Origin of the sequence: Salinirubellus salinus, from assembly GCF_025231485.1 — an archaeon.
In the GTDB taxonomy this organism is placed as follows: Archaea; Halobacteriota; Halobacteria; order Halobacteriales; family Haloarculaceae; genus Salinirubellus; species Salinirubellus salinus.
In genome coordinates this window covers 805104-819400 of sequence record NZ_CP104003.1, presented here as the reverse complement: position 1 = coordinate 819400, position 14297 = coordinate 805104, and the positions used below count along the sequence as shown (strand labels likewise).

The following is a 14297-nucleotide window of genomic DNA, read 5'->3' as shown; positions in this document are numbered from 1 at the left end:
GTCAGTGACATGACGTTCGGTCGCATGCGTTGACACATGGCGCACCACCACCGATGCAACCTCTGCGGGAAGGACTTCGACGAATCGACCGAGCTGGAGGACCACGTCGAGCGCCGACACCCGAAGGCCGACGTCCACTGGTGGGTCGTCGCCGAGGACCCCGAGCGGGAGCTCCAGTTCGAGGGGCGCTGACGACCCGCGCCGCAGTCACTCCGGCGCGTCGCCGCGCAGGACCGCCAGTCCCGCGCGAGCCGTCTCCGTGACGGCGTAGCCGCGCTCGCCGTAGACGGTCGCCTCCTCGACGAGTCCGGCCGCACGGAACTCCGCGAGCGTGCCGTGGAGGTCCGACTCGCACATCTCGTAGTCCAGCAGCGCCCGGACCGGCGTGGGGCCACGAGCGTCGAGTTCGAGGAGGAGGCCGAGGGCCGGGTCGGTGTGGGTCGCACGGAGGACCCGTCGGGCGGGTTCGGGGACGGCGGTCGCGGCCGTCTCGAGCGGGGACGCACCCTCGACCTGGGAGAGTTCCTCGTTCGGGAGGTACCTCGACTCACCCGTCTCGACGTCTCTAACGAGCGAACTTTCGCCGGATCGCTTGAGGAGGACGTACCGGGTCCCCTCGCCGTCTTCGAGTACCTGCACGGCTCAGTCGCCACCGGGGGCGTCCTCGCGGTCCGTCTCGTGGTCCACGTCCTCGGGCTTCTCGCGGTTCATGAAGGCGTAGTACCGGCGGTAGGTCATCCCGAGCGCGACGACGCCGACGAGGAAGATGCCCCCGCCCAACTGGGCCATCCCCTCGAAGTACCAGAGCATCGGGCCGAGCGAGACGCCGAGCAACCCGACGTTCGCGAAGATGACGGCTGCCCAGAACGCGTTGGCCACGTCGCGGGGGGCGTCACGGTCGGCGAGGTTCGGGGCAGCGGGTGCCTTCGGGATGTCGGGGCCCAGACTATTGGGGTCGAACTCCTTGGGCTCGTCCGGCCAGGCGTCCTCGTCCTCCTCGAAGGGACTCACGTCTCCTGGGAGGGGTGGCGTGGTCAAAAACCGTTCGGGGAGCGGCGCGTCGTCGGTGACTGCTCAGCGCATCGCGTCGACCGCCAGCGCCGAGCGGGACTGTATCCAGCCGAGTGGGTTGTCGGCGTCGTAGAGGACCACACCCTCCTCGGTCTCGTAGAACTCGACCGTCTGCTCGCTCGACGGGTCCGATGCGACGTCCGAAGGGGTGGTGTCTGGCATCGCACTCTGGTACAGCATGACACGGTATATCCTTTCGGGCCGAGTCAATCCGCGAAGTGCCGGAGGGCGTCGGGGTGAATGGTGACGCGAGCCACCGGTGCACGCCCGTGGCTGCGCCCGGACCACCGGGGTTTTTAGCCGTCGCTCCCAAGCCGATTCCATGACAGACGGGGGCGACTCTGAAGCCCAATCCACGTTCGGGGACTTCGGCGCAGGCGACGAGCGGCCCGAGGGCGAGGCCGAACACGTCGCCGGCAACGGGGGGCAGCACGCGGAACTCGTCGACATCGACGAGGAGCGGTTCCCCCCGACCGACGAACGTGTCGAGTTCTCGGTCACGCAGGTCGACTACACCGTCGAGGGGTACGGGGACGACGAGTTCCCGGTCCTCCACGTCTTCGGTCGCGAGGAGGCCGAGGACGGCACTCCAGAACCCGTCCACGCTCGCGTCTACGGCTTCCGGCCGTACTTCTACACGCCGCTGGCGGACCTCGGCCACGGGGACACCGACGGCCCCGTGACGACCGACGACCTCACCGACTCGCGCATCGTGGAGGAGGCCCGACTGACCGGCGTCGAGACCTACGGCGACCTCCGCGCCGACGGTCACCTGGTCGACGAGGAACACGCCGACGACGAACTCGTCGTCCACCGCTCCATCCGTGACGAGGACCTGGTGAAGGTGTTCGGTCAGACCCCGCGAGACGTGGGCCAGCTCCGCGACCAGTTCGACCACTACGAGGCGGACATCCTCTTCCCGAACCGCCTGCTCATCGACAAGGACATCAACAGCGGGGTCTCGGTGCCGGCTCGCGAGGGCTCCGGGGAGGCGCTCCGGGTCCACCACACCGAGATCGCGCCCGTCGACCTGCAGGTCAGCCCCCGCGTGAACACGTTCGACATCGAGGTGGACGACCGCTCGGGGTTCCCCGAGGACGGCGAGGAGCCCATCGTCTGTCTCACCTCGCACGACTCCTACGACGACGAGTACGTCGTCTGGCTCTACACCGCACCCGACGGCGTGGCGGGACCGGACGACCTCTCCGGGTACGACCCCATCGGCGAGGACGAGCTCGACGTCCGCGTCGAGGCGTTCGACGACGAGGGCGAGATGCTCCACGCCTTCGTCGAGTACCTCCGGGAGACGGACCCCGACGTACTGACGGGCTGGAACTTCGAGGACTTCGACATGCCGTACCTCATCGACCGCATCGACCGACTGGTCGACGACGGCGCGGTCGATTCGGACGTGCTCCAGTCCGACCACCTGTCTCGCGTGGACGAGGTGTGGGACTCCGGGTGGGGTGGCCCGAACGTGAAAGGGCGCGTGGTGTTCGACCTGCTCTACGCCTACAAGCGCCGACAGTTCACCGAACTGGAGTCCTACCGGCTGGACGCGGTCGGCGAGACCGAACTCGGCGTCGGCAAGGAACGCTACACGGGCGACATCGGCGACCTGTGGGAGCAGGACCCCGAGCGCCTGCTGGAGTACAACCTCCGTGACGTGGAGCTGTGTGTCGAGATCGACCGTCGGCAGGAGGTCATCCCCTTCTGGGAGGAGGTGGCCTCGTTCGTGGGCTGCAAGCTCGAGGACGCGACCACACCCGGCGACGCGGTGGACCTCTACATCCTCCACGAGGTCCACGGCGACTTCGCGCTCCCGTCGAAGGGGGCCGTCGAGAGCGAGGACTACGAGGGCGGGGCCGTCTTCGACCCCATCACGGGCGTCCGCGAGAACGTCTCCGTGCTCGACCTCAAGTCGCTGTACCCGATGTGCATGGTGACGCTGAACCTCTCGCCCGAGACGTACGTCGACGACCCCGACGCCTACGACGGCGACACCTACGTCGCACCCAACGGGATGCACTTCCGGAAGGAACCGGACGGCATCATCCGCGAGATGGTCACCAACCTGCTGGAAGAGCGCGAGAACAAGAAGGCGCTCCGGGACGAGCACGAGCCCGGGAGCGAGGCGTACGCGACCTACGACAGCCAGCAGGCCGCCGTGAAGGTCATCATGAACTCGCTGTACGGCGTGCTCGGCTGGGACCGGTTCCGCCTCTACGACAAGGACATGGGCGCCGCGGTGACGGCGACGGGTCGAGAGGTCATCTCGTTCACCGAGCAGAGCGTGCAGGAACTGGGCCACGAGGTGGCGTATGGTGACACCGACAGCGTCATGATAGAATTCGGACAAGAACTCTCGGTGTCAGAAGCTATCGAGCAGTCGTTCCAACTCGAGGAGAACATCAACGCCTCCTACGCCGACCTCGCGGCGAGCATGAACGCCGAGGAGCACCGCTTCCAGATCGAGTTCGAGAAGCTCTACCGGCGGTTCTTCCAAGCGGGCAAGAAGAAACGCTACGCCGGACACATCGTCTGGAAGGAGGGCAAGGACGTCGACGACATCGACATCACCGGGTTCGAGTACAAGCGCTCGGACATCGCGCCCATCACCAAGGAGGTCCAGAAGGAGGTCATCGAGATGGTCGTGACCGGCACGGACCTGGACGAGGTGAAGACGTACGTCCACGACGTCATCGAGGAGTTCCAGCGGGGGAACGTGGACCTCGAACGCATCGGCATCCCGGGCGGCATCGGCAAGCGACTCGACGACTACGACACGGACACCGCGCAGGTCCGGGGCGCGAAGTACGCGAACGAGCTCCTCGGCACCAACTTCGGCCGTGGCTCGAAACCGAAACGGCTCTACCTCGAGCGCGTCCACGACGACTTCTTCCAGCGCGTCGAGTCGGAACTCGGTCTCGACCCCGCCGAGGACGCGCTCTACGGCGAGTTCAAGCGCGAACAGGACGTCATCTGCTTCGAGTTCGCCGACCAGATCCCCGAGGAGTTCGAGGTGGACTGGGACAAGATGCTCGACCGGACGCTGCGAGGCCCCATCGAGCGAATCCTGGAGGCGCTGGACGTGTCGTGGGAGGAGGTCAAGAGCGGACAGGAGCAGACGGGGCTCGGGTCCTTCATGTAGGACCCATCTTCTTGCGCTCGGGTTCGCTCGCGCAACAACATGGGTGAAAAAGGCGCTGCTCGGCGCTTCGCACCTCGCAGCGGGTAGCTACGCTCGTCCGCATCAGCACCGCCTCCGGACCGTGACCCGCACGCCACCACGATCGTGTCACCAACTCTCACCACGCAAGCCCTTTGCCCACCCACCCGGTAGCCGCTGTAGATGAGTACGCTGACGACGCTCCTCGCGGGGACGGTGTTCGGCCTCGCGCTCGCGGCTCCGCCCGGACCCATGAACGCCATCATCGCCGAGGAGTCCGTCTTGCGAGGGTGGGACGCCGGGTTCAAGGCAGGCCTCGGGGCGGCGACGGCCGACTTCGCGTTCTTCGTCCTCGCGCTGCTGGGTGTCGTCGCGTTCGTCGAGCAGTTACCCCTGCTTCGAGCCGCGATGGTCGGCGTCGGCGGCGTGCTGATGCTCTACTTCGCCTACGGAGCCGCCACCGAGGCCACGGAGACGTTCACGGCGGAGGGGACACCAGAGGGGGAGTCGAAGGGGTTCCGTAAGGCGTTCGTCCTCGCGCTGACGAATCCGTACCAGATACTGTTCTGGCTGACGGTGGGCGTCGGTTTGCTCGAGGCGGGCCGCATCGACCTGCTGGCGGAGGCCGTCGGTGCCTCCGTGGCGGGGTTGCTCGTCGTCGAGACGGGGACGCCGGCGCTGCTCGTCGGTCTGTTCGGCGGTATCGGCATCTGGATAACCGGGTTCCCGGCGGCGCTCGTCGCGGCCCGGCGACGGGTCGACCGACTGGCGCCCGTCGTCGCGTACCTGAGTGCAGCGCTGCTCGTCGGCTTCGGGGTGTTCTTCCTCTACGACGCGGCGACCACGCTCACGGCGGTCTGACCCGGCCTCAGAGCGGGTCGGAGTCGGCGCCGACCTCCATCTCCGCGACCTCACCCTCCAGCCACTCCTTGAACCACCGGACGCGTTTCAGGCGCTGGTGGGCTAGCGTCTCTGCCGTGTCCGAGACGACCCGCGAGACGGCGTCCTCGCCGCGTTCGAGGACGCGACCGACCATCTCGTTGGCGTCCATGTGGGTCCGGGCCTCGTAGCCCATCCGGAGGAGCATCAGCGTGGTGCCGTTGGCGCCCACCTTGTCGAGCAGGTCGGCCTCCATCAGACAGCGGGCCTCGAGCGACACGTCCGCGAGGTCACCCTGGAAGGAGTGGTCGCGGACCGCCGCACACACATGGTCGACGAACGACTCCGGGTAGTCGCCGTGGGTCTCCAGGTACTCGCGGGCGATGCGGGCGCCCTCCTCGGCGTGGACGTCTTGGTCGGCCTCTAGCTTGGAGATGTCGTGGAACAGCGCGGCCACACGGGTGATGTCGACGTTCGCCCCCTCCTCCCGGGCGATGTGGGTCGCGAGCTCCGTGACGTTGAGGATGTGGTTGAACCGGTACTCGGCGGAGTGCCACGGGTACCAGCGCATCCGGCCACCCTCCTCCTCGTTCTCGACGCTCGCCTCGAGGTAGTCGTGGACGAACCGCTTCATCGCCTCGAACTCCTCGTCCGAGACGGGTGACTCACGGATCTCGACGCCCATCAGCCCACCTCCGAGAGACCGCAGTTGCGTTCGCGTTAGTCATCTTACTTTAATGGTGGCCAAGACGACTCTTTAGGGTTATGGTAGACACACCTACCCGAGGGCGCGCGGGCTGTCTCGCCCGCTCCGTGGCCGCCACCACGGCGGGACCAGCGACGGGTCGTTGAAGTGCGGGGCACCCCTCGGTGGAGCCATGACCGAGCAGTCGTATCTCGAGGATTCGTCGGTGCGCCGCTTCGAGGCGACCGTCGAGCGGTCGCTCTCGGACCCGCCACGGGTGGTCCTCGACCGGACCCAGTTCTACCCCGAGGGGGGTGGCCAGCCCGCCGACCACGGCACACTCACCGCAGCGGGAGAGACGTGGAACGTCACGAACGTCCAGAAGCGCGACACCATCTACCACGAACTCGACGGGGAGGCACCCCCCGGGGGTACGAGGGTGACTGGCGACCTCGACTGGGAACGCCGCGAGGCCCACATGCGGTACCACACGGCCCAGCACCTCCTCTCGGCGCTCCTCCTCGCGGCGTACGACGCCCCGACTCGCGGGAACCAGCTCTACGCCGACCGCGCCCGCATCGACGTGGAACACGGACGGTTCGACGAGGACGACCTGGCGACCATCGAGGCCCGGATGAACGACCTCGTCGACGACGGCAGGCCGGTCCGCTGGTACACGATGGGCCGCGAGGCGGCCGAGGCGCGACTCGACACCGACCGGACCCGTATCGACCTCCTGCCCGACAGCATCACCGAGCTTCGGATCGTCGAGGTGGGCGCGCCCGGGGAGGAGCCGCGCGGGCAGGTCGACGGACCGGGCGAGGGCGACGTGTACGACCGGACGGCCTGTGCGGGCACGCACGTCACCGACACGGCGGCCGTGGGTACGGTCAGCGTCACGGGACGCGAGACGGGCGGGAGCGACCGCGAGCGACTCCACTTCGAACTCGAGTGACCGTCGATTGGAGGACACGCGGTGGGTTGTTCACCGTGGGGGCCTCCATCCGCCTCTCGGCGGGCGAGGCGGCCGTCTCCGGGGGGCTGGCAGGCGGCGGGTCCGTGGTGTTGCGGCTCCCTGCACGTTCGTCGCCGGGGCGGACCAGAACTGGTGGGAAATAGTAGCCATGTCGTCACCGAGTGGATACACGTCCGATCGAGCGGACGCCGCGTATGGTTTTATACCGTCTCCGGTAGTTCAACCTGTTATGCAGGTCCGTGAAGCTACTGCCCGAGATGCGGGTGCCGTCCATGGTGTCGCCGAGCGGTCGATGGAGGCGTCGTACTCGCTGAGTCCCTCCGCCATCGAGGGTGCGGTGGCGAACTGGTACGGCGAGGAGGCGTTCGCGGAGAAGCTCGAGGACGAGGAGTTACTCCTCCTCGTCGTGGAGCGCGACGACGAGGTGGTCGCCTTCTCGGAGAGCGCCGTCGTGAACGACCGGGGCGACATCCTCTGGCTCCACGTGGACCCGATGTACCGTGGCGAGGGGATCGGCGACGAGCTCTACGAGGAGACGGTCACGGCGCTGTCCGAGATGGGGGCAGAGAGCGTCCGCGGCCGCGTCCTCGCGGACAACGCACAGGGCAACGACTTCTACGAGCACCACGGGCTGGAGAAGGCCGGCGAGGGCCGCGTCGACATCGACGGCGAGGAGTACATCGAGAACATCTATGCCGAACCGACCGCGGAGGAGGAACTCCTCCCCGTCACCGGCCCGGACGGACAGGAGCTGTTCGTCGACCACCGGGACACGGACCGTGGGTCGAAGGGGGAGTTCCAAGTCGTCTACAGCGACGAGGACCGGGCCGAGCGCTGGGGCTTCTTCTGTTCGAACTGCGAGAGCCTCGTCACCTCCATGGACACGATGGGCCGGATGGAGTGTGACACCTGCGGGAACCAGCGGCGGCCGACGCGGTGGGACGCTGCCTACCTCTGAACCGTTGTCTCGTCGGGTGCGCTCGCTTCGCTCGCGCACCGCTCCTCGTAAAACGTCCGTGAAAGAGGGGCGCTCGGCGTACGCTGACAGCAGAACGCTGCCCGATTCGGAGCAAGGACTCCAGTGTTCGATAGCCCACGAGACGCGAGTCTGCGGCTGGGCTAGCATCCGCGAACGAAGGGAGCGCCGCCTTTCTCGTGAACGTGTTTGCGCAAGCGGTTCGCGCCGCAGGCGCGGACCCGCCGCGCAAAGAGGTTCTATTCGAGTAGCGAGTCGTCCCCCTCCGTCACGTACAGCGTCCGTGCGGCGACGTTCACCGCGTGGTCGCCGACGCGTTCGAGGTCACGGACCGTCAGCAGGAGCGTCGAGACGTCCTCGACGAGTCGTTCGGCGGCGTCGTCGGCCGACGCCTGGTGGTCGAGGAGTGCGAGGGTGACCACCCGGCCCGCGTGCGCACACATCGCGTCGAGTTCCGTGTCCCGGTCCGCCAGTTCGTGACAGCGCCACTCGTCGCCGTCCTCGGCGTAGAGTTCGACGGCGTCCGCCACCATCCGACGAGCCGCGTCGACGATGTCCGAGAGGGCGACCTCGGCGTAGAGGTCCCGGTTCAGTTCCCGCGAGTACTGAGCGAGGTTCACCGCGAGGTCACCCACCCGCTCGAGGTCCGTCGAGATCTTGAACGTCGAGGCGACCCGTCGCAGGTCGCTCGCGACGGGTTGCTGGAGGGCGAACAGGTCGATGCACTGGGACTCCACCTCGCGGTACAGTTGGTTGACCTCGACGTCACCCTCGACGACACGTCGAGCACGGGCGGCGTCCTCGTGTTCGAGGGCTGCAGCGGCGTCGTCCAGCCGGTCGACGACCAGCCGGCCCATCTCGACGAGGGTGTCGCGGAGTCGGTCGAGCGCCGCGGCGAATCGTTCGCGAGCCATCCTTACGACAGCCCACTGGCTGCGACACCATAACTGGTCCACACGTGGACGCATCGTGGCGGGATGATACCACCAAATGTTGCCGCCATATCGCGTCGATATCGCCGAACACCCCCCGTCACGCGCACCGATATTACTTCGCTAGAGAACTATATAGTGCTAGGTTCCCCCCAGTACCTACGAGTACTCCACAGCCCCACTTGTGAACCCCGGTCACGAGATGCGCCGATAGCAGTTCGACACCGAGATTTCGAGCCCCAAGAGAGGACTCTGTAGTCGAAGGTCGAAGCCTCGGTTTCCCCGATGTTCTCGGGGAGTAATCGTGGTCGAGCGTGATTGTTGGCCGAGATACATCGTTTCGACTCTCCGTATATAGAACATGGATTGATTTATGTCGCGTCGTTCCTGACCCGTAACGTATGGAGACGCGTAAGGTCCAGGTCACCGGTGGGTCGACGTACACCGTCTCGCTCCCGAAGACGTGGGCGACGGACAACGGCGTGAGCGGCGGGAGCGTCGTCGAGTTCCACCCCGAAGACGACGCCCTGTTGCTCACGCCGCGCCGCGAGGAGGAGAAGTCCGAAGGCACACTCGACATCACGGGGCTCGAGGGCGAACAACTGACCCGTGCCGTCATCACGATGTACGTCTCCGGGTTCGACATCATCACGCTGGAGACCGCGCGCGTGACCGCCGCCCAGCGCCGGAACATCCGCCGGGCTGCGCAGGGCCTCGTGGGGCTCGAGGTCATCGGCGAGACCTCCGAGCGGGTCCAGTTGCAGGACTTGCTGGACTCCTCGGAGCTCTCGATGCACAACGCCATCACCCGGATGCGGCTGGTGGCGACCACGATGCTCGGCGACGCCGTGACTGCCCTCGTGGAGAACGACGACGACCTCGCGATGGACGTGGTCCAGCGCGACGATGACGTGGACCGACTCTGGGCGATGGTCTCGCGTGTCTTCCGGTCGGTCCTCCGCGACCCCCGTGCGGCCGCCGAGATCGGTCTGGACCGCGAGACGTGCTTCGACTATCACTCATCGGCCCGGCAACTGGAGCGGGTGGCCGACCACGCCACGAAGATCGCCAACCACTCGCGCGACCTCGGGGAGGTCCCCGAGGGGGCCGCGACGGCGCTCGAGGAGCTCTACGAGGAGGCCATCGAGACCATCGACATGGCGATGGACGCCCTGCTCGAGGACGAGTCCGAGACGGCCACCCGCCTCGCCAACGACGCACGCGAGAACGTCACGATGGTCGACGAACACGCCCGCGAGGTCGACGCCACCATCCGTGACCTCGACCCGCAACAGGCACAACTGCTCGGCCTCGTTGTCGACTCGCTCACCCGGAGCGCGGACTACGGGGGCAACATCGCGGAGACCGCGCTGCAGAAGGCAGCCCCCAAGCCCTGACGTTCGTTGCGGTCGGGGGCGCGCCGTCGGTGTTCGGGTCGGGAATCACGGCAGACGAGCCGATCGGGCGACTGGCGACTACGGCTCGGGCGACGCCCCTATCTCATCGGCGATGGCTCGGAGGTCGGCCTTCCGGAACGTGGAGTCGCCAGCCGCCTCCCGCGACTCCGCGAGGCCGACCTGCACCCGGACGAGTCGTCGCATCCCCGTCGTCGACGGCCGCCCCGTCTCGTCGACCTCGACCTCGAGTGCCTCGCAGATCGCCTGTAGCTCCTCCTTCGTGAACGACGCCTCGAACTCCCGTTCGAAGCGACCGGTCGCCACTCGAATCGCGTTCCGAATCTCGTGGACGGTCGGACTCATGACTCCCGACTCTCCTGTCGCCCCCCTCAAGCTTCCTACTCAGTCGGGACGGGACAGTTCAGGAGACGCGGACCGGATGTAATCGTCGTCCGTCGCTGAACAGGCGCTCAGCACCTCGAGATCAGCCCATCGGTCGACGGGGGACTCGGAACGGCCTGTGACGACGGCCAACCGAGCGTGGCCGAACCGTGGTCGGGGACGGGCGACCCCGTCCTACCGCCGGGCGAACAGCCGCTCCCGGAGCGACCGCTCGTGTGGTCGCTCGGCCAACAGGACACCCGAGTCGAGGTCCTCGAGCACGGACAGCCGCAGGGACCTGCCGACGATCCGTGAGAGGAGGCCCCGCTCCGTGGCCCCGACGATGACGAGCGTGCGGTCGGTCGCGGCGTCGCCGATGGCTGCCTCCACGTCGCCGGTCTCGACCAGTAACTCCGCGTCCGACAGTCCGTGGTCGGCGACCCACGACTCGAGGAACGCACGCCCGTCCTCGGCGTCGTCGGCGACGTGAAGCACCGTCACCGAGGCGTCGACCGTCTCCCGGAGCGCCCGTGCCACCTCGGCGGACAGCTCCGAGGAGTGACCACCGGCGGTCGGCACGAGCACCTCCGTCGGGTCGAACCCCCGCTCGTCGAGGACGAGCACGTCACAGGGGAGGTCGTGCGTCAACTCCTCGAGGCGACTCTCGACCCGACCGCCGGCCAGTCTCGTCCCGCCGTGTCCCATCACGAGCCGGTCGACGCCGTGGTCACGAGCCGCGTCGAACACCTCCGCGAGCCCCTGATGAGAGAGGATCGTCCGGGTCTCGATGGGGACGCCCAGTCGTTCGGCGTCGGCCTGCGCGTCGGCCAGCAGGCTCTCCGAGATCCGCGAGATACGGTCACGCTGCTCGGCCGCCGCCTCCAGAGACGTCTGGTCGGGTATCTGGACGACGTGGGTCGCGAGCACCCGTCCGCCGTCGTGTCTCGCGAGGGCGGCGCCGAGCGACACCAGCGCCCGCTCGGTTCGCGGGTTCGACAGCGCGACCATCGTCGTCGGCGCGTCCGACTGTCCGGCCCCGTTCGGGGCGACGGTCGCCGCCGCACCGACGACGGGCGGCGGGAGGTCGTCGCTGCGGTCGAGGACGTACCGCCCGAGCAGCCCCTGCCGGGTCGCGTGGCCGCGAGCGTACACGAAGTACCACACCACCGCGACGACGACGAACACCGTCGATAGGAGCAGTTCCTGTTGGCCGACGAACGCGAGCAGGCCCAGCGACAGCCCGATACCCAGTATCGGGGTGAAGGGGTACAGCGGGACGCGGAACGCCGGGTCGTACTCCGGGTCGGTCTCGCGGAAGACGATCAACGCAGCGTTCATCAGCGCGTAGACGACGAGGTGGAGCACGCTCGCGGCCTTCGCCAGCACCTCGATGCGAGTCCCGAGCGCCGCGATGAACACGACGATGATGGCGCCCGTGACGAGGATGGAGCGGTACGGCGTCGCAAACGAGGGGTGGATCTCGTTCAGCCAGTTGGTGACGATGCGGTCACGGCCCATCGCGAAGTTGATGCGGGCCGACGCGAGGATGGAGGCGTTGGCCGACGACGCCGTGGCGAGCAACGCCCCGAGCGTGACGACGGAGACCGCGATGCCGGCGAACCCGCCGGGGAACGCGAGCTGCGTGGCCTGCGTCAGCGGCGCGGACTGACTCAACTCGGGCCACGGCACCACGCCCAGCATGATGCTCACCAGCACCGCGTACATGACGGTGACGACGAGGACGCTCCCGACGACCGCGAGCGGGAGGTTCCGGCCGGGGTTCTTCAGCTCCTCGGCGACGGTCGCGATCTTCGCGTAGCCGAGGAACGAGACGAACACCAGCGCCGTCCCCGGGAGGATGGCGCCGTAGCCGAGCGGTGCCAGGCCACCGTCGCCGAGCAGCGTCCCGAAGTCGAACGAGAGCCAGCCCTGTATCGCGAACAGGGTGAGGATGGCCAACAGCAGGGTCACGATGACCGTCTGGACGCCGCCCGTCTCCTTGGCGCCGACGTAGTTGACGCCGACGAAGACGGCGCCGGCGACGAGTGCCCCCACCTGTACCTCGTTGAGGAAGAGGACGCCCGGTATCGGGACCAGCGTGGCGAGGTACTGGCCGAAGCCGATGCTGTAGAACGCGGAGGCGAACGCCAGACCGACCCAGTCGCCGAGACCGGCGATGGAGCCGAACAGCGGGCCGAGCGCGCGGTTGACGTAGTAGTAGCCGCCACCGGCCTTCGGCATCGCCGTCCCGAGTTCGGAGACCGACAGCGCGTTCACCAGGGCGATCGCCCCACCCACGATGAACGAGACGACCACGATCGGACCGGCGGTACTCGCAGCGACGCCGGGGAGGACGAAGATACCCGCACCGATCATCGTCCCGATCCCGATGGTGAGCGCCGAGAGCAACCCGAGGTCCTTGGCCAGCTCCTCGTCGGCCATCAGCTCGCCCCCGTGCGAACGACTCGGACACCCCTCGCAGCCGTCGACCCCGACGGTCGGGTCCCGGAGGTTCGGCTACAGCGTACCTCCTCCCGGACCGGTTTCGCTTCCATGAGACGCCTCGGTCACGCGAGTAGATAAATATGCCGTCATAATTTTCGAAATCGAATTTTGAGTGGCCTGATTCTTTCAATCCGTGATAGAAGAGGTCGCACTCGCGGAGAGATGCATCTCGTCGAGTCCCCACCGTCCGTGAACCGCCGTCGAACTACGTCGCCGATGTGCCCGTTTCAGGGGCCTCTGTAGCGGGTATGCGAACGAACCGCCGTTGGGGGCGGACGCTGAGGTACGAAGCAGTGGCTTCGTTTTCAGAATCTGAACTACTCGCGGCAAGTATTATGGTAGTACGTGTCCAACTAGATTTGCGATATCGAACTCACCCCACTCCCCATGCCATATCCACGTAGCGACCACCGGCTCGACGAACTCGACCGACGGATACTCCATACGCTCATGCAGGACGCTCGCAACGCATCGGCCAGTGCGCTCGCCGAACGAGCCGGCGTCTCCGGCGCCACCGTCCGCAACCGGATCCACAAGCTCGAAGACGCGGGCATCGTCCGCGGTTACACCGCGCAGGTGGACTTCGAACTGGCCGACGGCAAACTCACCAACCTCTATCTCTGTGACGTCCCGGTCACCGAGCGCGAGGCGCTCGCTCACGAGGCCCGGGCCATCCCCGGGGTAATCAACGTCCGGACCTTGATGACCGGCCGGCGCAACCTCCACGTCCTCGCGGTCGGGGGGAGTACGGACGACCTCCGGCGCATCGCCCGTCGACTCAGCGACATCGGCATCCACATCGAGGACGAGGACCTCGTCGAAGAGGAGCTGTTCGCTCCGTTCAGTCCGTACGACCCCGACGACCGGGGCGAGGCGCCCGAGGCGAACGACTTCATCAGCCTCACCGGCGACGCGAGCGTCGTCGAGGTGACCGTCCAGCCGAACGCCCCCATCGCGGGGCGCACGCTGGAGGCCGCCGCTCGGCAGGGCATCCTCGACCAGGACACACTCGTCATCGCCATCGAACGCGGCGACGAGGAGTTGACTCCACACGGCGACACGGTCGTCCAGCCCGACGACATCGTGACCGTCCTCTCACGAGGTGAGGACACCGACGCCCTCGCGATCTTCCGGGCTGACGAAACAGCCTCCGAGAGCACTCACTAGGGAAGCCGATGTCGACCCTCGATATCCTGCTCCGGCGCGTCCTCGGTGCCGAACGCGTCCTCCGCGAGTGTCGGAACTGCGGCACGACAGTTGCGGAGGACCAGTCCGAGTGCGGGGAGTGCGGTGCCGAGGAGGTCGCGACCTACCGACTCACCTGAA

General features: G+C 67.3%; 15 protein-coding genes. 8 read left to right on the top strand and 7 right to left on the bottom strand.

The window, feature by feature from the left end:
• The first annotated feature begins 36 nt into the window (after positions 1–36).
• Complete coding sequence (locus N0B31_RS04565) at positions 37–192, top strand: hypothetical protein (RefSeq protein WP_260594660.1); 156 nt, start codon at positions 37–39, stop codon at positions 190–192.
• Between the two features lie 15 nt (positions 193–207).
• Here N0B31_RS04565 and N0B31_RS04560 read toward each other — a convergent pair whose 3' ends face one another.
• From N0B31_RS04560 to N0B31_RS04550, 3 genes are all read right to left on the bottom strand, one after another.
• Positions 208–639 (bottom strand): DUF7346 family protein, encoded by a 432-nt coding sequence (locus N0B31_RS04560; RefSeq protein ID WP_260594659.1) that lies wholly within the window; start codon positions 637–639, stop codon positions 208–210.
• Between the two features lie 3 nt (positions 640–642).
• On the bottom strand, positions 643–1011 hold the full coding sequence (locus N0B31_RS04555) for a DUF7322 domain-containing protein (protein ID WP_260594658.1): 369 nt from the start codon (positions 1009–1011) through the stop codon (positions 643–645).
• Between the two features lie 63 nt (positions 1012–1074).
• On the bottom strand, positions 1075–1233 hold the full coding sequence (locus tag N0B31_RS04550) for a DUF7331 family protein (protein WP_260594657.1): 159 nt from the start codon (positions 1231–1233) through the stop codon (positions 1075–1077).
• A gap of 160 nt (positions 1234–1393) precedes the next feature.
• Between N0B31_RS04550 and N0B31_RS04545 the strand changes: the two genes are divergently transcribed.
• Both N0B31_RS04545 and N0B31_RS04540 read left to right on the top strand, forming a co-directional pair.
• On the top strand, positions 1394–4222 hold the full coding sequence (locus tag N0B31_RS04545) for a DNA-directed DNA polymerase (RefSeq protein WP_260594656.1): 2829 nt from the start codon (positions 1394–1396) through the stop codon (positions 4220–4222).
• Between the two features lie 201 nt (positions 4223–4423).
• On the top strand, positions 4424–5101 hold the full coding sequence (locus tag N0B31_RS04540; RefSeq protein ID WP_260594655.1) for a LysE family translocator: 678 nt from the start codon (positions 4424–4426) through the stop codon (positions 5099–5101).
• Positions 5102–5108: 7 nt separating this feature from the next.
• On the opposite strand, the gene N0B31_RS04535 is transcribed toward N0B31_RS04540, so the two are convergent.
• Complete coding sequence (locus N0B31_RS04535) at positions 5109–5804, bottom strand: HD domain-containing protein (protein ID WP_260594654.1); 696 nt, start codon at positions 5802–5804, stop codon at positions 5109–5111.
• Positions 5805–5997: 193 nt separating this feature from the next.
• Between N0B31_RS04535 and N0B31_RS04530 the strand changes: the two genes are divergently transcribed.
• Together N0B31_RS04530 and N0B31_RS04525 are read left to right on the top strand one after the other, a co-directional pair.
• Positions 5998–6759, top strand: coding sequence for an alanyl-tRNA editing protein (locus N0B31_RS04530; RefSeq protein WP_260594653.1), 762 nt, complete (start codon positions 5998–6000; stop codon positions 6757–6759).
• Positions 6760–7009: 250 nt separating this feature from the next.
• Positions 7010–7738, top strand: coding sequence for a GNAT family N-acetyltransferase (locus N0B31_RS04525; RefSeq protein ID WP_260594652.1), 729 nt, complete (start codon positions 7010–7012; stop codon positions 7736–7738).
• A 257-nt stretch (positions 7739–7995) separates the two neighbouring features.
• Here N0B31_RS04525 and phoU read toward each other — a convergent pair whose 3' ends face one another.
• Positions 7996–8670 carry a phosphate signaling complex protein PhoU gene (phoU, locus tag N0B31_RS04520; RefSeq protein WP_260594651.1) on the bottom strand — a complete coding sequence of 225 codons (675 nt, stop codon included), beginning with the start codon at positions 8668–8670 and terminating at the stop codon, positions 7996–7998.
• Positions 8671–9089: 419 nt separating this feature from the next.
• Here phoU and N0B31_RS04515 point away from each other — a divergent pair, with 419 nt between their 5' ends.
• Complete coding sequence (locus tag N0B31_RS04515) at positions 9090–10085, top strand: phosphate uptake regulator PhoU (RefSeq protein ID WP_260594650.1); 996 nt, start codon at positions 9090–9092, stop codon at positions 10083–10085.
• Positions 10086–10163: 78 nt separating this feature from the next.
• On the opposite strand, the gene N0B31_RS04510 is transcribed toward N0B31_RS04515, so the two are convergent.
• Positions 10164–10448 (bottom strand): hypothetical protein, encoded by a 285-nt coding sequence (locus N0B31_RS04510; protein WP_260594649.1) that lies wholly within the window; start codon positions 10446–10448, stop codon positions 10164–10166.
• A 213-nt stretch (positions 10449–10661) separates the two neighbouring features.
• Complete coding sequence (locus N0B31_RS04505) at positions 10662–12908, bottom strand: amino acid permease (protein WP_260594648.1); 2247 nt, start codon at positions 12906–12908, stop codon at positions 10662–10664.
• Positions 12909–13358: 450 nt separating this feature from the next.
• Here N0B31_RS04505 and N0B31_RS04500 point away from each other — a divergent pair, with 450 nt between their 5' ends.
• Positions 13359–14138 (top strand): AsnC family transcriptional regulator, encoded by a 780-nt coding sequence (locus N0B31_RS04500; RefSeq protein WP_260594647.1) that lies wholly within the window; start codon positions 13359–13361, stop codon positions 14136–14138.
• Between the two features lie 8 nt (positions 14139–14146).
• A complete protein-coding gene (locus tag N0B31_RS04495) occupies positions 14147–14296 on the top strand; it encodes a hypothetical protein (protein WP_260594646.1) in 150 nt (49 codons plus the stop codon).
• The last annotated feature ends 1 nt before the right edge of the window (position 14297 follow it).

Bases quoted from the DNA above. Each gene is read 5' to 3' on its own strand.
- N0B31_RS04550 (WP_260594657.1), bottom strand. From the start codon at position 1,233: ATGCCAGACACCACCCCTTCGGACGTCGCATCGGACCCGTCGAGCGAG.
- N0B31_RS04525 (WP_260594652.1), top strand. From the start codon at position 7,010: ATGCAGGTCCGTGAAGCTACTGCCCGAGATGCGGGTGCCGTCCATGGT.
- N0B31_RS04515 (WP_260594650.1), top strand. From the start codon at position 9,090: ATGGAGACGCGTAAGGTCCAGGTCACCGGTGGGTCGACGTACACCGTC.
- N0B31_RS04545 (WP_260594656.1), top strand. From the start codon at position 1,394: ATGACAGACGGGGGCGACTCTGAAGCCCAATCCACGTTCGGGGACTTC.
- N0B31_RS04565 (WP_260594660.1), top strand. From the start codon at position 37: ATGGCGCACCACCACCGATGCAACCTCTGCGGGAAGGACTTCGACGAA.
- N0B31_RS04500 (WP_260594647.1), top strand. From the start codon at position 13,359: ATGCCATATCCACGTAGCGACCACCGGCTCGACGAACTCGACCGACGG.
- phoU (WP_260594651.1), bottom strand. From the start codon at position 8,670: ATGGCTCGCGAACGATTCGCCGCGGCGCTCGACCGACTCCGCGACACC.
- N0B31_RS04530 (WP_260594653.1), top strand. From the start codon at position 5,998: ATGACCGAGCAGTCGTATCTCGAGGATTCGTCGGTGCGCCGCTTCGAG.
- N0B31_RS04535 (WP_260594654.1), bottom strand. From the start codon at position 5,804: ATGGGCGTCGAGATCCGTGAGTCACCCGTCTCGGACGAGGAGTTCGAG.
- N0B31_RS04495 (WP_260594646.1), top strand. From the start codon at position 14,147: ATGTCGACCCTCGATATCCTGCTCCGGCGCGTCCTCGGTGCCGAACGC.
- N0B31_RS04540 (WP_260594655.1), top strand. From the start codon at position 4,424: ATGAGTACGCTGACGACGCTCCTCGCGGGGACGGTGTTCGGCCTCGCG.
- N0B31_RS04510 (WP_260594649.1), bottom strand. From the start codon at position 10,448: ATGAGTCCGACCGTCCACGAGATTCGGAACGCGATTCGAGTGGCGACC.
- N0B31_RS04505 (WP_260594648.1), bottom strand. From the start codon at position 12,908: ATGGCCGACGAGGAGCTGGCCAAGGACCTCGGGTTGCTCTCGGCGCTC.